The organism is Erwinia pyri, from assembly GCF_030758455.1.
Taxonomy (GTDB): Bacteria; Pseudomonadota; Gammaproteobacteria; order Enterobacterales; family Enterobacteriaceae; genus Erwinia; species Erwinia pyri.
Map to the genome: position 1 here is coordinate 972417 of NZ_CP132353.1, position 19860 is coordinate 992276.

The 19860-nt window shown below is 56.2% G+C and carries 13 protein-coding genes; 11 read left to right on the plus strand and 2 right to left on the minus strand.

Going from position 1 to position 19860, the window contains the following annotated elements; genetic code table 11:
- Positions 1–41: 41 nt before the first annotated feature.
- Positions 42–1601, minus strand: a complete 1560-nt coding sequence (garD, locus tag Q3V30_RS04590) for a galactarate dehydratase (protein ID WP_306210909.1) — start codon at positions 1599–1601, stop codon at positions 42–44.
- Between the two features lie 523 nt (positions 1602–2124).
- Between garD and Q3V30_RS04595 the strand changes: the two genes are divergently transcribed.
- The 6 genes from Q3V30_RS04595 (at position 2125) to Q3V30_RS04620 (ending at position 9102) form a co-directional block, all read left to right on the plus strand.
- Entirely contained in the window at positions 2125–3468 is a 1344-nt protein-coding gene (locus Q3V30_RS04595) for an MFS transporter (protein ID WP_306210911.1), read from the plus strand.
- A gap of 9 nt (positions 3469–3477) precedes the next feature.
- Entirely contained in the window at positions 3478–4815 is a 1338-nt protein-coding gene (locus Q3V30_RS04600) for an enolase C-terminal domain-like protein (protein WP_306210913.1), read from the plus strand.
- A gap of 25 nt (positions 4816–4840) precedes the next feature.
- Entirely contained in the window at positions 4841–6181 is a 1341-nt protein-coding gene (gudD, locus tag Q3V30_RS04605; RefSeq protein ID WP_306210916.1) for a glucarate dehydratase, read from the plus strand.
- Positions 6182–6202: 21 nt separating this feature from the next.
- The gene (garL, locus tag Q3V30_RS04610) at positions 6203–6973 is read left to right on the plus strand and encodes a 2-dehydro-3-deoxyglucarate aldolase (RefSeq protein WP_306210918.1); all 771 of its coding nucleotides are present in this window, start codon (positions 6203–6205) and stop codon (positions 6971–6973) included.
- 22 nt (positions 6974–6995) lie between these two features.
- Positions 6996–7880: a 2-hydroxy-3-oxopropionate reductase gene (gene garR / locus Q3V30_RS04615; protein ID WP_306210920.1), complete on the plus strand. Its 885-nt coding sequence runs from the start codon at positions 6996–6998 to the stop codon at positions 7878–7880.
- A gap of 76 nt (positions 7881–7956) precedes the next feature.
- Positions 7957–9102 (plus strand): glycerate kinase, encoded by a 1146-nt coding sequence (locus Q3V30_RS04620; protein ID WP_306210922.1) that lies wholly within the window; start codon positions 7957–7959, stop codon positions 9100–9102.
- Between the two features lie 137 nt (positions 9103–9239).
- On the opposite strand, the gene barA is transcribed toward Q3V30_RS04620, so the two are convergent.
- On the minus strand, positions 9240–11966 hold the full coding sequence (gene barA, locus Q3V30_RS04625; protein WP_306210924.1) for a two-component sensor histidine kinase BarA: 2727 nt from the start codon (positions 11964–11966) through the stop codon (positions 9240–9242).
- 125 nt (positions 11967–12091) lie between these two features.
- On the opposite strand from barA, the gene rlmD reads away from it, so the two are divergent.
- The 5 genes from rlmD (at position 12092) to eno (ending at position 19684) form a co-directional block, all read left to right on the plus strand.
- Entirely contained in the window at positions 12092–13426 is a 1335-nt protein-coding gene (gene rlmD / locus Q3V30_RS04630) for a 23S rRNA (uracil(1939)-C(5))-methyltransferase RlmD (RefSeq protein ID WP_306210926.1), read from the plus strand.
- A gap of 13 nt (positions 13427–13439) precedes the next feature.
- Entirely contained in the window at positions 13440–15665 is a 2226-nt protein-coding gene (gene relA / locus Q3V30_RS04635; RefSeq protein ID WP_306210928.1) for a GTP diphosphokinase, read from the plus strand.
- A gap of 33 nt (positions 15666–15698) precedes the next feature.
- On the plus strand, positions 15699–16481 hold the full coding sequence (mazG, locus tag Q3V30_RS04640; RefSeq protein ID WP_306210930.1) for a nucleoside triphosphate pyrophosphohydrolase: 783 nt from the start codon (positions 15699–15701) through the stop codon (positions 16479–16481).
- 191 nt (positions 16482–16672) lie between these two features.
- On the plus strand, positions 16673–18310 hold the full coding sequence (gene pyrG / locus Q3V30_RS04645; RefSeq protein WP_306210932.1) for a glutamine hydrolyzing CTP synthase: 1638 nt from the start codon (positions 16673–16675) through the stop codon (positions 18308–18310).
- A 78-nt stretch (positions 18311–18388) separates the two neighbouring features.
- Positions 18389–19684, plus strand: coding sequence for a phosphopyruvate hydratase (gene eno / locus Q3V30_RS04650; protein WP_306210934.1), 1296 nt, complete (start codon positions 18389–18391; stop codon positions 19682–19684).
- Positions 19685–19860 lie beyond the last annotated feature (176 nt).

Genomic DNA, 19860 nt, shown 5'->3' on the forward strand with positions numbered 1-19860 from the left:
CAGCCCTCACCGCGCCTGGCCTCAGGCGCGGTGAGGGAACCTCACGTTACCGGTGCCGGATTGAACACGGCCAGCGCATTATGAATTCCCCAGCGATCGGACCAGGTTTGTTTGCTGCCGCTGGCAATCTCCAGAATCAGTTCAAACAATCTCCAGCCTACCTGCTCAATGCTCTCTTCACCGGTGGCAATGGTGCCCGCGTTGATATCCATCAGATCATGCCAGCGGTCGGCCAGCGCCGTGCGGGTCGCCATTTTGATAACCGGAATGGCTGCCAGGCCATACGGCGTGCCGCGTCCGGTAGTAAAGACCTGCAGCGTGATGCCTGAAGCCATCTGCTGCGTGCCGCAGACAAAATCACTGGCTGGCGTGGCGGCATAGATCAGCCCGCGCTGAGTCGGACGCTGGCCGGGTGAAAGCACTTCCACAATAGCGCTCCGGCCCGACTTGGCGATAGATCCCAGCGCCTTTTCCACTACGTTAGCCAGCCCGCCTTTTTTATTGCCCGGAGAAGGGTTAGCGCTGCGATCGGTTTTACCCATATCAAGATAATTATCGTACCAGGCCATCTCCTCAAGCAGCCGTTTACCTACTTCAACGCTGGCAACGCGCGGCGTAAGCAGATGCACGGCATCACGGACTTCGGTGACCTCAGAAAACATTACCGTTGCACCGCAGCGAACCAGCAGATCGGAAGCAAAGCCCACGGCAGGATTAGCGGTTACGCCCGAGAAAGCGTCGCTGCCGCCACATTGCATGCCGACAACCAGTTCAGATGCCGGGACGGTTTCACGCTGGCGCTGGTTCAACCGCCGTAAATGGCGATCTGCCACCTGCAAAATGTCGGCGACCATCGATTCAAAGCCAATATGCTTTTCATCCTGCAACCGGACCACATCCTCTTCGCCCAGCGAAATTGTCTGCACATCGGGCGTGCCTTCCAGCAGGCGTTCTGGCTGCAGCTTTTCGCAGCCCAGCCCCACTACCATGACCTCTCCGCCAAAGTTGGCGTTCAGCGCCAGATTGTGGATGGTGCGAATAGGCACCACGGCCGCAGGCGCGTTGATCGCCACGCCGCAGCCATAGAGGTGATTCAGCGCGACCACGCCGTCGACGTTGGGATATTTCGGCAGCAGATCGCGTTCAATGATCTTCACCACATGGTCCACCACGCCAGCAACACAGTGCACGCTGGTGGTGATCGCCAGCAAATTGCGGGTGCCTACGCTGCCATCAGCATTGCGATAGCCCTGGAAGGTGTAGCCCTCAAGCTTTGGCAGGGCAGGAGGGATATTGGTGGCCAGCGGCAGAGCGGCCAGCTCCGGCGCTTCAGGAAGCACGACCAGCGATTCATCAATCCAGCCTCCACGCGAAATATTACGCACCGCGTAGCCGATAACTTCGCCATAGCGAATAATATCGCTGCCTTCAGAAATATCGCTCAGGGCAACTTTATGCCCCTGAGGAATATGCTCTTTTAATATCAGCCCACAGGGAAATTCAGTGCCTGCGGTCAGGCCATTATTATTAACCACAATGGCAACGTTATCGTTTTCATGCACTTTGATATAGAGCGGTGGATCGTTTCTGAGAATATTCATTGCTCGACAAGTCCTGAAATAAGTGAGGTAAGCGTTGTTTTTCTCTTCCTGAGGAACGATCTCATCTGTTACGGGTAATCATGACTCTGCTGGCGACCAGTATAAAAGCGCGTCAGGGCAAATACATTATGCATATGTCCGACTTCATGCCTCTCTGTCGCGCTCTTTTTATGGCAGACGTACAGATATCAGTGAGAACGCTCACAAAGGCAAGGGGGAAGCAGCGGGAGTGTGACCCCCGCCGCAGAACGGATCCGAACCGTGAGCCATCACGCAGCGCATTGGGCATTTGCCATAAGAATTAAGTTTTTTAAGCCTGTTTATAGGGCTTAATGCCGATGTGTTAGCTGTGCGCACTTCATATACTTTTTAGCCACTGGAACGAAAAGATATTTTTTCTGCTGGGCGTTAACGATTCTGCAAAATAATCGCTGTGTTCAACCCAACATCATTCTGATACCCAACGCGATGTGTATGCCGTCCAGAGTGAGTTTGCCTGACCGCACTATTTCAGGAGTGTCTCATGAATTCAATCAGCAGTGCTGCGAGCGCCGTGCAAAAAAAAACTAATGCTCGCTACTGGATAGTGGTGATGTTATTTATCGTTACCTCTTTCAACTACGGCGACCGCGCGACCATTGCCATTGCCGGTTCCGCCATGTCCAAAGATATCGGGCTGGATCCGGTTGGTCTGGGCTATATCTTCTCCGCGTTTTCCTGGGCTTACGTTATCGGCCAAATCCCTGGCGGCTGGCTGCTTGACCGCTTCGGCTCGAAAAAAGTCTATTTCTGGAGCATCTTCCTCTGGTCACTCTTCACCCTGCTACAGGGATTTGTTGACCTGTTCAACGGCTTCACGGTCATTGCCGCGCTGTTTATGCTGCGCTTCATGGTTGGGCTGGCAGAAGCGCCCTCCTTCCCGGGTAACAGCCGCATAGTAGCAGCCTGGTTCCCGGCACAAGAGCGCGGCACTGCCGTAGCGATTTTCAACTCAGCACAGTACTTCGCGACGGTTATCTTTGCGCCAATTATGGGCTGGCTGGTCTCGTCAGTAGGCTGGGCACACGTCTTCTGGTTCATGGGCGGGCTCGGCATCATAATCAGCTTTATCTGGCTGAAAGTGATCCACGATCCTAACGATCACCCTGGCGTGAATAAAGCTGAGCTGGAGTACATGGAGCAGGGCGGTGCGCTGATCAACATGGATCAGAAAAAGGTGGAGCGGAAGGTAAGCTGGGCTGAGAAGAAATATCAGATCAAGCAGCTGGTCACCTCACGCATGATGATCGGGGTCTATCTTGGGCAGTATTGCATTAACGCGCTGACCTACTTCTTTATCACCTGGTTCCCGGTCTATCTGGTTCAGGCCCGCGGCATGTCGATTCTGAAAGCGGGGATGATCGCCTCTATACCCGCTATCTGCGGCTTCCTTGGCGGCGTGCTGGGCGGGATCATCTCCGACTGGCTGATGCGTAAAACCGGCTCGCTGAACATTGCCCGTAAAACCCCTATCGTGCTCGGTATGCTGCTCTCTATTTCGATGGTGGTGTGTAACTACGTCGATACCGAATGGGTAGTGGTGTTCTTTATGGCGCTGGCGTTCTTCGGTAAAGGGATTGGCGCGCTGGGCTGGGCGGTGATGGCAGATACCGCGCCTAAAGAGATCAGCGGGCTGAGCGGTGGGCTGTTCAATATGTTCGGCAACATCTCCGGCATCATCACCCCGATTGCTATCGGTTACATCATTGCCACTACCGGCTCCTACAACGGCGCGCTGATCTACGTCGGCATTCACGCTTTTGTCGCCGTACTGAGCTACCTGGTGCTGGTGCAGGACATCAAGCGCATTGAACTGAAACATCTGTAAGGACAAGTTATGAGCACGCAAAGCACTCCTGTCATTACCGAGATGAAAGTTATCCCCGTTGCGGGACATGACAGCATGCTGCTGAATATTGGCGGCGCGCATGGCGCTTACTTCACCCGCAATATTGTGGTGCTGACGGACAGTGCGGGGCATACCGGCGTGGGCGAGGCGCCGGGTGGCGAAACCATCTACCAGACGCTGATCGAAGCGATACCGCAGGTAAAAGGGAAAGAAGTTGCCCGCATGAATCGTGTGGTGCAGGAGGTGCATAAGGGCAACCAGTCCGCTGACTTTGATACCTTTGGTCAGGGTGCCTGGACCTTTGAGCTGCGGGTCAATGCGGTGGCGGCACTGGAAGCCGCGCTGCTGGATTTATTAGGCCAGTGCCTGAACGTACCGGTGGCGGAGCTGCTTGGCCCCGGCAAGCAGCGTGATGAAGTCACCGTACTGGGTTATCTGTTTTATATCGGCGACCGTGAGAAAACCGACCTGCCTTACCTCGCCGGTGAGCAGTCGGGACATGAGTGGTATCACCTTCGCCATCAACAGGCGATGGACAGCGCCGCGATAGTGCGTCTTGCCGAAGCGGCGCAGGACAAATATGGCTTCAAAGACTTTAAGCTGAAGGGCGGCGTGCTGCCCGGCGAGCAGGAGATTGATGCGGCTAAAGAGCTGAAAAAGCGTTTCCCCGATGCCCGGATAACCGTCGATCCCAACGGTGCCTGGCTGCTGGATGAAGCTGTTGCCCTGTGCAAAGGCATGCAGGACGTTCTGACCTACGCCGAAGACCCTTGTGGCGCCGAGCAGGGCTACTCTGGCCGTGAGGTGATGGCTGAATTCCGGCGCGCTACCGGTCTGCCCGTGGCGACCAATATGATTGCCACCAACTGGCGCGAGATGAACCACGCAGTGATGCTTAATGCCGTGGATATCCCGCTGGCTGACCCCCATTTCTGGACGCTGAGCGGCGCGGTACGCGTGGCCCAGCTCTGTGATGAGTGGGGGCTGACATGGGGCTGCCACTCCAATAACCACTTCGATATTTCGCTGGCGATGTTTACTCACGTGGCTGCAGCAGCGCCCGGCAAACCCACCGCCATCGACACTCACTGGATTTGGCAGGAGGGCGATCAGCGCCTGACCAAAAATCCACTGCAAATTACCCGCGGAAAAATTGCCGTGCCGGAGGCGCCAGGTTTGGGTATTGAACTCGACTGGGCGCAGATTGAAAAAGCGCATGCGCTCTATAAAACGCTGCCTGGCGGCTCCCGCAATGACGCGGCCTCAATGCAGTATCTGGTTCCTGGCTGGACGTTCGATCGTAAACGTCCCGTCTTTGGACGCTGAATCTAACTTGTAGAAGGAAGAGGGTATGATCCCGATTACAGGCACCCCGTTAATCACGGAAATGCAGGTTATTCCTGTGGCTGGTCACGACAGCATGCTGCTGAACCTGAGCGGGGCACACGCACCGTTTTTCACGCGAAATATTGTCATCATTAAAGATAACTCCGGCCACACGGGCGTGGGCGAGATCCCCGGCGGAGAGAAAATCCGCAAAACGCTGGAAGAGGCTGCCGCGCTGATCACCGGACACGGGCTGGGTGAATATAAAAACCTGTTAAGCCAGGTCCGCCAGACTTTTGCTGACCGCGATGCGGCAGGCAGGGGAAACCAGACTTTCGATCTGCGTACCACTATTCACGTGGTGACCGGGATTGAAGCGGCACTGCTGGATCTGCTTGGACAGCATCTTGGCGTGAACGTGGCCTCCCTGCTGGGTGACGGGCAACAGCGTGATGAAGTAGAAATGTTGGGCTATCTGTTTTACATAGGCGACAGAAGCAAAACCAGCCTTCCTTACCAAAGCCAGCCTGACGACAGCTGTGACTGGTATCGCCTTCGTCATGAAGAGGCGCTGACCCCGGAAACGGTGGTCCGGCTGGCGGAAGCGGCTTATGAACAATATGGCTTCAACGACTTTAAACTCAAAGGCGGCGTGCTGGCCGGCAGCGAAGAGGCTGAAGCCGTCACTGCCCTGTCAAAACGCTTCCCGGATGCCCGCATTACCCTGGATCCAAACGGGGCCTGGTCGCTGAACGAAGCGATCAGCCTGGGCAAACAGCTCAAAGGCGTGCTCGCCTATGCTGAAGATCCCTGTGGTGCGGAACAGGGCTATTCAGGCCGTGAAGTGATGGCGGAATTCCGCCGTGCGACCGGCCTGCCTACCGCCACTAACATGATTGCCACAGACTGGCGTCAGATGGGCCATACTCTCTCTTTGCAGTCAGTCGATATTCCGCTGGCTGACCCACACTTCTGGACCATGCAGGGTTCGGTACGCGTGGCGCAGATGTGCCACGATTTTGGCCTCACCTGGGGTTCCCACTCTAATAATCATTTCGACATTTCGCTGGCGATGTTCACCCATGTGGCCGCCGCTGCGCCTGGCAAAATTACCGCCATTGATACCCACTGGATCTGGCAGGAAGGCAATCAGGGTCTGAGCCGTGAACCGCTGCAAATTAAAGGCGGCAAGGTGCAGGTGCCATCGGTTCCCGGGCTGGGCGTGGAGCTGGATATGGATAAAGTCATGCAGGCCCATCAGCTCTATCTTCAGCATGGGCTGGGCGCACGCGATGATGCGCAGGCCATGCAGTTCCTGGTGCCGAACTGGACCTTCGATAACAAACGCCCTTGTCTGGTGCGCTAATTCTTTTCACAGGAGTTACTGATGAGCTATGTAAGCAATCCCAACAGTTTCCGTCAGCGCCTGCTGGCTGGCGAAACGCTGATTGGCAGCTGGTGCGCGCTGGCCAACCCGCTGACCACGGAAGTGCTGGGCCTGGCCGGTTTTGACTGGCTGGTGCTCGACGGTGAGCACGCGCCGAATGACATTACTACCTTTGTGCCGCAGCTAATGGCCCTGAAGGGCAGCGTAAGTGCCCCGGTGGTGCGTCCGCCAACCAATGAGCCGGTGATCATCAAGCGTCTGCTCGATATCGGCTTCTCAAATTTCCTGATCCCGTTTGTTGAAACCGAAGAGGAAGCCGTGCGTGCCGTGGCGTCAACCCGCTATCCGCCAGCTGGCATCCGCGGCGTGTCGGTTTCGCACCGCAGCAACATGTACGGCACGGTGCCGGACTACAACAGCACGGTCAATGACAACGTGACGGTGCTGGTACAGATCGAAACGCAGCAGGGCGTCGACAATATTGATGCCATTGCCGCCGTAGAGGGCGTGGACGGTATTTTTGTGGGGCCCGGCGACCTGTCGGCCGCCCTGGGTTACCTCGGTCAGCCAGCGCACCCGGAAGTGCTGAAGGTGATCAAATATCTGTTTGAGCGGGCTAAAGCCGCAGGCAAACCCAGCGGCATCCTGGCTCCGGTAGAGGTTGATGCCCGCCGTTATCTGGAGTGGGGCGCCGGATTCGTTGCCGTAGGCAGTGATTTAGGCGTCTTCCGCGGTGCCACCCAGGCGCTCTGCGATCGCTTTAAAAAATAACCCCGTTTCTGGAGAAAATAAGATGAAAATTGGCTTTATTGGTCTCGGCATCATGGGCAAGCCCATGAGCAAAAACCTGGTAAAAGCAGGCTATTCACTGGTTGTTCGTGACCATAACCCGGAAAACGAAGCGGAGCTGGTGAGCGCTGGCGCAACCACTGCAGGCAGCGCCAGAGAGGTTGCTGAGCAGAGCGACATCATCATCACCATGCTGCCAAATTCTCCGCAGGTGAAAGAAGTATTACTCGGTGAAGAGAGCGTTATTCTGGGCGCGAAACCGGGAACCATCGTGATCGATATGAGTTCGATTGCGCCGCTGGCGAGCCGTGAAATTCATGATGAGCTGGCTAAGAAAAATATCGCCCTGCTGGATGCGCCGGTGAGCGGCGGCGAGCCTAAAGCGATTGAAGGCACCCTGTCGGTAATGGTAGGTGGTGACAAAGAGCTGTTTGATAAGTGTTACGACATCATGAAAGCGATGGCGGGATCGGTGGTGCATACCGGTGATATTGGCGCAGGCAACGTCACCAAGCTCGCTAACCAGGTGATTGTCGCGCTGAACATTGCGGCGATGTCTGAGGCGCTGACGCTGGCAACCAAAGCAGGCGTTAATCCTGAGCTGGTCTATCAGGCGATCCGCGGTGGTCTGGCGGGCAGCACGGTGCTGGATGCCAAAGCGCCGATGGTGATGGAGCGTAATTTTAAACCCGGCTTCCGTATTGATTTGCATATCAAGGATTTAGCCAACGCGCTGGATACGTCACACGGCGTAGGCGCTCAGCTGCCTCTCACGGCGGCAGTGATGGAGATGATGCAGGCGCTGCGAGCCGACGGGCTGGGCACTGCCGACCATAGCGCGCTGGCTTGCTATTATGAGAAGTTGGCGAAGGTAGAAATCAGCAAATAGTCCCGTGTTCCGGCCTTAACAGAGGCCGGTAACGGCACTGCCTGGTGAATGCCAGGTCAACGCGCCCGGATACCGTATGAAAATAGTAATCGCACCGGATTCATATAAAGAGAGCCTGTCGGCTCAGCAGGTCGCTACACAGATCGAGCTGGGGTTTCGCGAAATTTTCCCCGACGCGCACTACGTCAAACTGCCGGTGGCAGATGGCGGAGAGGGAACTGTCGAGGCGATGGTAGCGGCAACCGGCGGCAAAATTATCCGGCTTGATGTCACTGGCCCACTGGGCGAGCCCGTAAACGCCTTTTATGGCCTCTCCGGTGACGAAAGCTGTGCCTACATTGAAATGGCGGCTGCCAGCGGGCTTGAGCTGGTTCCTGCCGCAAAGCGTGACCCGCTGGTCACCACCTCCTGGGGCACGGGAGAACTGATCCGCAGCGCGCTTGATAAAGGCGTTAAGCATTTTATTATCGGCATCGGCGGCAGCGCCACCAATGATGGCGGGTCCGGTATGGTGCAGGCATTGGGCGCGCAGCTGCTGGATAAGCAGGGCAGGCAGATTGGCTACGGTGGTGGTCAGCTGCCCGAATTAGCCAGCATCGATATGAGCCAGTTTGATCCCCGCATTGCGCAGTGTCGGTTTGAAGTGGCCTGCGATGTGACCAACCCGCTGCTGGGCAAAGAGGGCGCGTCAGCCATATTTGGGCCGCAGAAAGGGGCAACCGCAGAGCGGGTCGAGCAGCTGGATCGGGCGCTGGCCCACTACGCGGAAGTGATCCACCGGGAACTGGATATTGATGTGTTGACCATTGCTGGCGGCGGCGCGGCCGGGGGCATGGGCGTGGCGCTGCATGCGTTCTGTCAGGCCGAGCTGCGACGGGGCATCGAAATTGTCACCGAAGCGTTAGGGCTGGATGAGCTGGTGCGTGACGCCTCGCTGGTGATCACTGGCGAAGGCAGGATCGACAGCCAGACCATTCACGGCAAGGTGCCGATAGGGGTGGCAAAGGTAGCGAAGCGTTATAACAAGCCGGTGATAGGCATTGCAGGCAGCCTGACCCGGGACGTCGGCGTGGTGCACCAGCATGGACTGGATGCGGTATTCAGCGTGATCTATACCATCTGTACGCTGGAAGAGGCGCTGGATAACGCTGCGGAAAATGTGCGCCTCAGCGCCAGAAACATCGCCGCGACGTTAGCGATTGGGCAGCAGCTGGCGCAGTAGCTAGCTTCACCGTGAAGCACGGGGCGAGGTTAATCGTCCCGCTTCGTTTGCGCTCCCAGGCAATGTTTCATTACTGGCTGTCAGAGCAGATTACCCGCTGCTTCCCTACTCTGGAGGCCGGACTCTTTCACTGATGGCTACAAATTCAGCCTCTTTTTCGCCAGCTTCGCCACATTCTCCATCTCATCCAGCAGTTCAAACAGCTCCGGCTCGACTTCATTAATACTGTTATGCGCACGCAGCCCCTGCTCAAGCTGCAGGCAAAGCTGCTTGAGTCTCGGCACGCCGCTGTAGCTGGCGCTGCCGTGCAGCTTATGAATTATATCCCTTAACGCAAGCGTGTCGCCCGCCGCCATGTGGCTTTCCACCAGCGTATGAACCTCCGGCAGAAAATCGACCAGCATCCGCAACAGATCGCGGGCCAGGTCAGGCTTGTTTGCCGCCTGGCGCAGCGCCAGCTGCCAGTCCAGCGAGGCGGGAACATCCTGAAGTTTCGCTGCCACCGCCTGTAAACCTGGCGTATAGCGGGCCAGCAGATTACTGAGTTTTGCCTCATCAATAGGCTTGGCGAGGTAATCCGTCATGCCAGCCTGAATCAGATGTTCGCGTTCACCATCCAGCGCATGGGCAGTCACTGCCACAATGGGCGTGGTGGCGTGTTGCGGATAGCTGCGGATCATCTCACCGGCGCGAATGCCGTCGATATTTGGCATCTGAATATCCATTAAAATAATATCCAGTGAGTGTTGGCTTGCCTGCTGAATGGCCGCTTCACCGCTGTCGCACAGCACGATGTTTTCCACCTGCTCCTCCAGCAGCGCACCGATCAGCTTGAGGTTGGCGGGGTTATCGTCCACCGCCATTACCGTCAGAGGCAGACGGTGACGGGCAGGGCGGTAGTCCGCTTCCCGCGTATGGTTCTCAATCAGTACCGGCAGCAATCGGGTCAGGCTCACCGGTTTGATCAGGCAGGCGCTGACGCCGCGGGCTTTAAGCTCCTCAGCGTAAATCTGCATCTGGCAGGGCAGCGCCATGATCAGGCTGTCGGCGCGTTTCAGCGCGGGCAGCAGCAGCTCTGGCGAGAGTTCGCGGTCGGCCTCTTTGGTGACCGGCAGCCCCATCAGCAGCGCATCAAAGTGGCTGTCCGGCAGGCCATCCAGCGTGGTGCTGTAGCTGACTTCCATTTGCGTGGCGCTCAGCATCTCCAGCGTCGCTTTCGCCGCCGCGCTGTTGGCTTCAACATAGGCCAGACGCTTGCCGGTCAGACAGGCGGTAGCGCGGGGATCGCTGGCCGCGTTGGGATTCAGCACCAGATTGACGTTAAACCAGAAGGTGGAACCGTGGTTAAGACGGCTGTGCAGCGAGATTTCGCCGCCCATTTCATTCACCAGCTTCTGCGTGATCACCAGCCCCAGGCCGGTGCCGCCATGCCGCCGGGAAATACTGGCATCCGCCTGGCGGAAAGCCTGGAAAAGCTGCGACTGCTGTTTCTCGCTGATCCCGATGCCGGTGTCGTGGATCTGCACTTCCAGATTGACGCGGTTAGTGCTCAGCGAGCGCATCTCAATGCGAATATCAATATTGCCGCGCTCGGTAAACTTAATGGCGTTGCCCAGCAGATTGATGATGATCTGCTGCAGGCGCAGCGGGTCACCGATGGTGTTGTCCGGCACATCTGGCTGAATATTCAGCGTCAGCTCAAGCCCCTTCTCGTGGGCTGACTGCGCCAGTAATACCACCACCTCATCCAGCGTGGCGCGCAGCGGGAAGGGAATGGTTTCCAGTACCAGCTTGCCCGCTTCCAGCTTGGAAAAATCGAGCACGTCATTGATGATGCTCAGCAGATTGTTGGCCGACCGCTCAATGGTATGCAGGTAGTCGCGCTGGGTGATGTTCAGCGGCGTTTTCAGCGTCTGGCGGGTAAAACCGATCACGCCGTTCAGCGGGGTACGCAGTTCATGGGACATATTCGCCAGAAACTCCGACTTGATCCTGGCCGCCTCCTGCGCGCGCTTTTTAGCCAGGTCCAGCTCGACGTTCTGGATCTCCATCTGCTCCAGCGTTTCGCGCAGGTCGGAGGTCGCCTGGTCGATGTTCTGCTGCATCTCTTCGTGATAGGCGGTGAGCGACATCGCCATTGAGTTGATGCCATTCTTCAGCATATCGAGTTCGCCAAGCATATAGCCGCTGACGCGGCTGTCGAGCTGGCCACGACGGATACGGTCAACGGTGCTGACCATATCCCGGATGGGGCCGGTCACATCGCGCATCAGTCGGTAAGCAAACAGCATCGCCAGGCAGAGGCAGAACAGCAGCAGCAGAGTAGAGACAAACACCTCTTTGTACTGCTGCAGGCGGACAGATTGCAGATCCAGCTCTATAGCGACGTAGCCCAGGGGATTGCCGTTGGGTTTGGCATCTTCTCCGGGCGACTCGTCGGGATAATAGCTTTCAGAGACGATGGGCGTTCGCAGAATGACCGAATTGCCCTGTCGCTCGTAGCTGAAGGAGTGAGGGGATTTCCCCTGCGCAGGCATCCTCAGCTTTTCCGTATTGAGATGATAATTCGAGGTGACGAAAAGCTGATTTTGCGCATCAAAAATAGAGATGGCCCGCACGATATCAGAGTGACGGCGATGCAGCAGGCTCACCAGCTGACGCACCGACTCTTTACTGTGAAACGTCATGCCATATTCGCTGGAGACCGCCAGCGGTTCAATGATGTTAGCGCCCGCATCAACCAGCTGCCGCTGCAGCTCGTTATAGCGATGCACAATGAAAAAGGTACTCAACAGCAGGCCAATCATCAGGGTGGGTGCCAGGATTAAAATCATCATCCGTGCCCGCAGGCTGTATTTGGTCATAATCTTCCTGTTACGAAAAGGCGCCCGTCGGGCTGCTCTGCGGGTCGAATAAATCCGGAGGCTGGTGTAGGCTACGCACGCTTTTGATGGCTGACACCGCTTACGACTTTCGGGATAAACGAATAATGGCGCAATTCTACTCTGCAAAACGGCGCGTGACGACCCGCCAAATCATCACCGTGACCGTCAGCGACCTCGACGGGGCAGGCCAGGGCGTTGCCAGGCATAACGGTAAAGCGCTGTTTATCAGCGGAGCTCTGCCTGGCGAGCAGGCAGAAGTGGAAATCGCTGAGGATAAACGCTCGTGGGCGCGCGGCAAGGCACGCAAAATCCTCAACGTCAGCCCGGATCGCGTGACTCCCCAATGTCCCCATTTCAGCCAGTGCGGCGGCTGCCAGCAGCAGCATGTGGCGCCAGCCCTGCAGCAGAGCAGTAAAGCGAAGGCACTCTCCCGTCTGATGAGCCAGGCAACCGGCGGGCAGGTTGAGGTTGGCAATATCCTTGCCGGTGAGCCTTATGGCTACCGCCGCCGCGCCCGTCTGGGGCTGAGCTACCATCCGCGCAGCAAAACGCTGCAGATGGGATTCCGTCAGGCGGGATCGAACGATCTGGTTTCTCTGACGCAATGCCCTATTTTGAAGCCCGAACTTAATGCGCTGATCCAGCCGCTGCATCAGCTATTGAGTACTCTGCAGGCAGTCAGCAAGCTGGGGCATGTTGAACTGGTGCTGGCGGATAACGGCCCGCTGCTGGTTCTGCGTCATCTTGAGCCATTAATTGCTGAGGATCGGCAAAAACTGGAACAGTTTTCGCATAAGCATCAGGTGGCGTTATACCTTGCCCCGGAGAGCGACGCGCTTGAGCAGGTTAATGGCGAGATGCCGTTCTACCGTATCCACGATTTGACGCTGACCTTCAGCCCACGCGACTTTATTCAGATTAACCCGGAGCTGAATGAAAAGATGGTCAGCGAGGCGTTAAGCTGGCTGGATTTGCAGCCGGACGATCGGGTGCTGGACCTCTTCTGCGGGATGGGAAACTTCACGCTTCCTTTAGGAAAGTGCGTAGAAAATGTCACGGGTGTGGAGGGCGTTGCAGCATTAACGGCAAAGGGTGCGTATAATGCGCTTCTGAATAATCTTAATAATGTGACCTTTTTTCAGCACAATCTTGAGGAAGAGGTTACCCGGCAGCCGTGGGCCGCACAGGGATTTAACAAGGTTTTACTCGATCCAGCCCGCGCCGGCGCGGCAGGTGTGATCCCTCACATCATTAAACTTGCGCCGGAACGCGTGGTCTATGTTTCCTGTAATCCGACTACACTTGCCCGGGATAGCCAGACGCTTCTGGCATCCGGCTACCAGTTGGAAAGGATTACCCTGCTTGATATGTTTCCGCATACCGGGCACGTGGAATCGATGGTGTTATTTAGCCGTAAACAGGCTCCCGGAGGGGGCTAAGTCAGGAGAGGTTATGGTTGCGGTAAGAAGTGCGCATATGAACACGGCTGGCGAGTTTGCGCTCGACCAATGGATCGCCAGTCTTGGGATCGCTAATGAGCTGTCATGTGAACGCCTGGCCGAGACCTGGCGTTACTGTGATGAGGCCACCCGTAGCCATCCTGACGCCGCCCTGCTGCTCTGGCGGGGCGTGGAGATGGTGGAAATTCTCTCTATGCTCAGCATGGACAGCGAGAGCCTGCGCGCGGCGCTGCTCTTCCCGCTGGCCAACAGCAATGTGGTCTCTGAAGAGGTGCTGGAAGAGCATTTTGGTAAAGCTATCGTCTCGCTGGTTCACGGCGTGCGTGATATGGATGCCATTCGTCAGCTGAAAGCGACCCACAATGACTCCATGGCCTCTGAACAGGTGGATAACGTCCGCCGCATGCTGCTGGCGATGGTCGAAGATTTCCGCTGCGTGGTGATCAAGCTGGCCGAACGAATTGCCCACCTGCGGGAAGTGAAAGACGCGCCGGAAGATGAGCGCGTGCTGGCGGCCAAAGAGTGTACAAATATCTACGCCCCGCTGGCGAACCGGCTGGGGATCGGGCAGCTGAAGTGGGAGCTGGAAGATTTCTGCTTCCGCTATCTGCACCCGGATGAATACAAGCGCATCGCTAAACTGCTGCACGAGCGGCGTATCGATCGCGAACAGTATATCGATACCTTTGTGCAGTCTCTGCGCACCGAAATCGTTAAAGAGGGCGTAAAGGCTGAAGTGTATGGCCGTCCCAAGCACATCTACAGCATCTGGCGTAAGATGCAGAAGAAGTCGCTGACCTTTGACGAGCTGTTTGACGTTCGCGCCGTGCGTATCGTCGCCGAACGTTTGCAGGACTGCTACGGCGCGCTGGGGATTGTGCATACCCTCTATCGCCACCTGCCCAGCGAGTTCGATGACTACGTGGCCAATCCTAAACCCAATGGCTATCAGTCCATCCACACCGTGGTGCTGGGACCAAAAGGCAAAACGGTTGAAATCCAGATCCGTACCCGTCAGATGCATGAAGATGCCGAGCTGGGCGTGGCCGCGCACTGGAAATATAAAGAGGGCGGCGGCGGCAGCGCACGCGGCGCTTCCGGCCATGAAGAGCGCATTGCCTGGCTGCGTAAGCTTATCGCCTGGCAGGAAGAGATGGCGGACTCTGGCGAAATGCTGGATGAGGTGCGCAGCCAGGTCTTTGATGACCGGGTCTACGTCTTTACCCCGAAAGGGGATGTGGTGGATCTTCCGGCAGGCTCCACGCCGCTCGACTTTGCCTACCATATTCACAGCGATATTGGTCACCGCTGCATCGGCGCCAAAATTGGCGGCCGCATCGTGCCCTTTACCTATCAGCTGCAGATGGGGGATCAGATCGATATCATCACCCAGAAGCAGCCGAACCCAAGCCGTGACTGGCTCAACCCCAATCTGGGTTATGTCACCACCAGCCGTGGCCGGTCAAAAATTCACGCCTGGTTCCGCAAGCAGGACCGCGACAAAAACATTGTCGCCGGCCGGCAGATCCTCGACAGCGAGCTGGACCACCTCGATATCAGCCTGAAAGAGGCGGAAAAGCTGCTGCTGCCGCGCTACAACGTTAACTCGCTGGAAGAGCTGCTGGCGGCGATTGGCGGCGGAGATATTCGCCTCAATCAGATGAGCAACTACCTGCAGTCGAAGCTGCACAAGCCCAGCGCCGAGGAAGAAGATCGCGAGGCGCTGCGTCAGCTGACGCAGAAATCCGCCGCGCCGCGCAGCAAAGAGAGCGGCCGGGTAGTGGTGGAGGGCGTGGGTAATCTGATGCACCATATTGCCCGCTGCTGCCAGCCGATCCCGGGCGATGATATCGTTGGCTTTATCACCCAGGGGCGGGGGATTTCGATTCACCGCGCTGATTGCGATCAGCTCACCGATCTGATGTCGCATGCGCCGGAGCGGATCGTGGATGCGGTATGGGGTGAAAGCTACTCCAGCGGTTATTCGCTGGTGGTCAGGGTTACCGCTAACGATCGCAGCGGCCTGCTGCGCGATATCACCACCATTCTGGCTAATGAAAAGGTTAACGTGCTTGGCGTCTCCAGCAGGAGCGACACCAAAAAGCAGCTGGCTACCATCGATATGGATATCGAAATCTATAATCAGCAGGTGCTGGGAAGAGTCATCGCGCGGTTAAACCAGGTGCCGGATATCATCGACGCCCGCAGACTGCATTAGTTTGTGAGGTGACTACTTGCCATGGAAAATGTTATGAACGCACTCGATCGCCTGCTGGGCATCATGAAAACCCTTCGCGATCCCGTCAACGGCTGCCCGTGGGATCGCGAGCAGAGTTACGCCACTATTGCGCCCTATACCCTTGAAGAAACTTATGAAGTGCTGGATGCCATCAGCCGGGAAGATTTTACCGATCTCCGGGGTGAGCTGGGCGATCTGCTGTTTCAGGTGGTGTTCTATGCGCAGATCGCTGATGAAGAAGGGCGGTTTAACTTTGAGGATATCTGCCAGACCATCTGCGACAAGCTGGAGCGGCGCCACCCCCATATCTTCGGCGAGGCAACGGTAAGCGGCAGCAGGGAAGTGCTGACGAACTGGGAGCAGATTAAAACCAGCGAACGGGCAGCCAGAGAGCAGCACTCCGCGCTGGATGACATTCCGCGCGCCCTGCCTGCCCTGATGCGTTCGCACAAAATCCAGAAGCGCTGCAGCAACGTCGGCTTTGACTGGAAGACGCTGGGGCCGGTGCTGGACAAGGTGTATGAAGAGATTGACGAAGTGATGCATGAAGCTAAGCAGGCGGTTATCGACCAGCAGAAGCTGGAAGAGGAGATTGGCGACCTGCTGTTTGCCACCGTTAACCTCTCCCGCCATCTTGGCAGCAAGGCGGAAACGGCCCTGCAGAAAGCCAACGATAAGTTTGAACGCCGCTTCCGTCAGGTAGAGCAGATTATCGCTTCTCAGGGGCTGAAAATGCAGGAAGCTACCCTGGAGCAGATGGAAGCTGCGTGGCAGCAGATCAAGGCAACGGAATAGCTGACTCGATTCAACAAAAGTGTGATACAAGTCAACCTCCCTCACCGCCAGATCGGATAAGATTTTGGCGGTCAATGCGATGGATGCCCGCGATCCAGAAACGATTAATTGTGGCACTGCAGGGATTCGGGTAGACTGTTTTCCCGTCCTGGTTATTCCATCGTCTTTAAACCTACTTTCTCAGGTTCAGCATGACAACGAACTATATTTTTGTGACCGGCGGGGTCGTATCCTCTCTGGGTAAAGGCATTGCCGCAGCCTCCCTGGCCGCCATTCTCGAAGCACGTGGTCTTAACGTGACCATCATGAAGCTGGACCCGTACATCAACGTGGATCCGGGTACCATGAGCCCCACTCAGCACGGCGAAGTGTTTGTCACCGACGACGGTGCTGAAACCGATCTGGATTTGGGTCACTACGAGCGCTTCATCCGCACTAAGATGAGCCGTCGTAACAACTTCACTACCGGCCGTATCTATTCAGAAGTCCTGCGCAAAGAGCGCCGTGGCGACTATCTGGGCGCGACCATTCAGGTTATCCCGCACATCACCAACGCCATCAAAGAGCGCATCATCGAAGGCGGTGAAGGCCACGATGTGGTGCTGGTGGAGATCGGCGGAACCGTAGGCGATATCGAATCCCTGCCGTTCCTGGAAGCGATTCGCCAGATGGCGGTCGACGTTGGCCGTGAACACACCATGTATATGCACCTGACGCTGGTGCCTTACATGGCGGCTGCGGGTGAAGTGAAAACCAAGCCTACTCAGCACTCCGTAAAAGAACTGCTCTCCATCGGCATCCAGCCAGATGTGCTGATCTGCCGTTCCGACCGTGCCGTACCGGCCAACGAACGCGCAAAAATCGCCCTGTTCTGTAACGTACCGGAAAAAGCGGTTATCTCCCTGAAAGATGTTGATTCCATTTATAAGATTCCTGGTATGTTAAAATCCCAGGGTCTGGATGATTATATCTGCAAGCGCTTCAGTCTGAACGCGCCGGAAGCGAACCTGGCCGAATGGGAACAGGTGATCTACGAAGAAGCGAATCCGGGTGGCGAAGTTACTATCGGTATGGTCGGCAAATATGTTGAGCTGCCGGATGCCTATAAGTCAGTGATTGAAGCCCTGAAGCACGGCGGCCTGAAAAACCGCGTGACGGTCAATATCAAGCTGATCGATTCGCAGGATGTGGAGTCACGCGGCGTCGAATTACTGAAAGATTTGGATGCTATCCTGATTCCAGGCGGCTTCGGCTACCGTGGTGTGGAAGGCAAGGTAATGACAGCCCGCTACGCGCGTGAGAACAACGTTCCTTATCTGGGCATCTGCCTGGGTATGCAGGTTGCGCTGATGGAGTTCGCCCGTAACGTGGCTGGCATGCAGGACGCAAACTCTACGGAATTTGTGCCAGACTGTAAGTATCCGGTAGTGGCGCTGATCACCGAATGGCGTGATGAAGAAGGCAACGTCGAGCAGCGTACCGAGCAGAGCGATCTGGGCGGCACCATGCGTCTGGGCAGCCAGCAGTGCCAGCTGACCCCAGACAGCCGCGTGCATCAGCTCTATGGCTCCGACACTATCGTTGAACGTCATCGCCACCGCTATGAAGTCAACAATATGCTGTTGAAGCAGATTGAAGCGGCTGGTTTACGTGTGGCAGGACGCTCCGGGGATGACCAGCTGGTAGAGATCATTGAGATCCCGAACCACCCGTGGTTTGTTGCGTGTCAGTTCCACCCGGAATTCACCTCAACACCGCGCGATGGTCACCCTCTGTTCGCAGGCTTTGTTAAAGCGGCCAGCGACTACCAGAAGCGTTTGGCAAAATAAGTATTTTCATAACAACGCCCGAACTTTTCGGGCGTTGTTTGTCTGAGTTTCTAGATAACTTGTACTGAGGAAAAACTAATGTCCAAAATCGTTAAAGTCATTGGTCGCGAAATCATCGACTCTCGCGGAAATCCGACCGTTGAAGCTGAAGTGCACCTTGAAGGCGGTTTCGTTGGTATGGCGGCTGCACCATCAGGCGCTTCTACCGGTTCCCGCGAAGCGCTGGAACTGCGTGACGGTGACAAATCTCGTTTCCTGGGTAAAGGCGTGACTAAAGCAGTTGCTGCGGTCAATGGTCCAATCGCGGATGCGGTGACCGGTAAAGACGCAAAAGATCAGGCAAACATCGATAAAGTGATGATCGATCTGGACGGCACCGAGAACAAATCCAAGTTTGGCGCTAACGCCATCCTGGCCGTTTCTCTGGCTGCGGCTAAAGCTGCCGCTGCAGCAAAAGGCATGCCGCTCTATGAGCACATCGCTGAGCTGAACGGTACCCCGGGCAAATTCTCTATGCCACTGCCAATGATGAACATCATCAACGGCGGCGAGCATGCCGACAACAACGTCGACATCCAGGAATTCATGATCCAGCCTGTGGGCGCAAAAACGCTGAAAGAAGCCATCCGTATGGGTTCTGAAGTGTTCCACACCCTGGCGAAAGTGCTGAAGTCTAAAGGCATGGGCACCGCAGTTGGTGACGAAGGCGGCTACGCGCCTAACCTGGGTTCCAACGCCGAAGCGCTGGCTGTTATCGCTGAAGCGGTAAAAGCAGCAGGCTACGAGCTGGGCAAAGATATCACTCTGGCGATGGACTGTGCAGCTTCTGAATTCTACAAAGACGGCAAATATGTGCTGGCGGGTGAAGGCAACAAAGCGTTCACTTCAGAAGAGTTCACGCACTTCCTGGAAGATCTGACCAAAGAGTACCCAATCGTCTCTATTGAAGATGGTCTGGACGAATCTGACTGGGCTGGCTTCGCATACCAGACCAAAGTGCTGGGCGACAAAATCCAGCTGGTGGGCGACGACCTGTTCGTCACCAACACCAAGATCCTGAAAGAAGGTATCGACAAAGGCATCGCTAACTCCATCCTGATCAAATTCAACCAGATCGGTTCTCTGACCGAAACTCTGGCTGCGATCAAAATGGCGAAAGATGCAGGTTATACCGCAGTGATCTCTCACCGTTCAGGTGAAACTGAAGATGCTACTATCGCTGACCTGGCGGTAGGTACTGCAGCGGGCCAGATCAAAACCGGTTCTATGAGCCGTTCTGACCGTGTTGCCAAGTACAACCAGCTGATCCGTATTGAAGAAGCGCTGGGAAGCCGTGCGCCTTTCAACGGTCTGAAAGAAGTTAAAGGTCAGTAATGATCTGACTTCCCGGCCCGCTAAGGGCTGAGGAATTTCAGCTGAAAGCGAGTCAGGCCCGGTTCTCCGGGCCTGACTTTTTTTATGCCTTTTCACTTTACCAGCCACCAGCCGACCCTGAGGTCAGACAGGGCGCTAAACGCATTCAGACTCCTTTCACTGGCATCATTTCAGTA

Excerpts from the sequence above, each read along its gene's own strand:
- garL (WP_306210918.1), top strand. The coding sequence starts at position 6,203 with ATGAGCTATGTAAGCAATCCCAACAGTTTCCGTCAGCGCCTGCTGGCT.
- gudD (WP_306210916.1), top strand. The coding sequence starts at position 4,841 with ATGATCCCGATTACAGGCACCCCGTTAATCACGGAAATGCAGGTTATT.
- Q3V30_RS04600 (WP_306210913.1), top strand. The coding sequence starts at position 3,478 with ATGAGCACGCAAAGCACTCCTGTCATTACCGAGATGAAAGTTATCCCC.
- rlmD (WP_306210926.1), top strand. The coding sequence starts at position 12,092 with ATGGCGCAATTCTACTCTGCAAAACGGCGCGTGACGACCCGCCAAATC.
- relA (WP_306210928.1), top strand. The coding sequence starts at position 13,440 with ATGGTTGCGGTAAGAAGTGCGCATATGAACACGGCTGGCGAGTTTGCG.
- Q3V30_RS04620 (WP_306210922.1), top strand. The coding sequence starts at position 7,957 with ATGAAAATAGTAATCGCACCGGATTCATATAAAGAGAGCCTGTCGGCT.
- garR (WP_306210920.1), top strand. The coding sequence starts at position 6,996 with ATGAAAATTGGCTTTATTGGTCTCGGCATCATGGGCAAGCCCATGAGC.
- eno (WP_306210934.1), top strand. The coding sequence starts at position 18,389 with ATGTCCAAAATCGTTAAAGTCATTGGTCGCGAAATCATCGACTCTCGC.
- mazG (WP_306210930.1), top strand. The coding sequence starts at position 15,699 with ATGAACGCACTCGATCGCCTGCTGGGCATCATGAAAACCCTTCGCGAT.
- Q3V30_RS04595 (WP_306210911.1), top strand. The coding sequence starts at position 2,125 with ATGAATTCAATCAGCAGTGCTGCGAGCGCCGTGCAAAAAAAAACTAAT.
- pyrG (WP_306210932.1), top strand. The coding sequence starts at position 16,673 with ATGACAACGAACTATATTTTTGTGACCGGCGGGGTCGTATCCTCTCTG.
- garD (WP_306210909.1), bottom strand. The coding sequence starts at position 1,601 with ATGAATATTCTCAGAAACGATCCACCGCTCTATATCAAAGTGCATGAA.
- barA (WP_306210924.1), bottom strand. The coding sequence starts at position 11,966 with ATGACCAAATACAGCCTGCGGGCACGGATGATGATTTTAATCCTGGCA.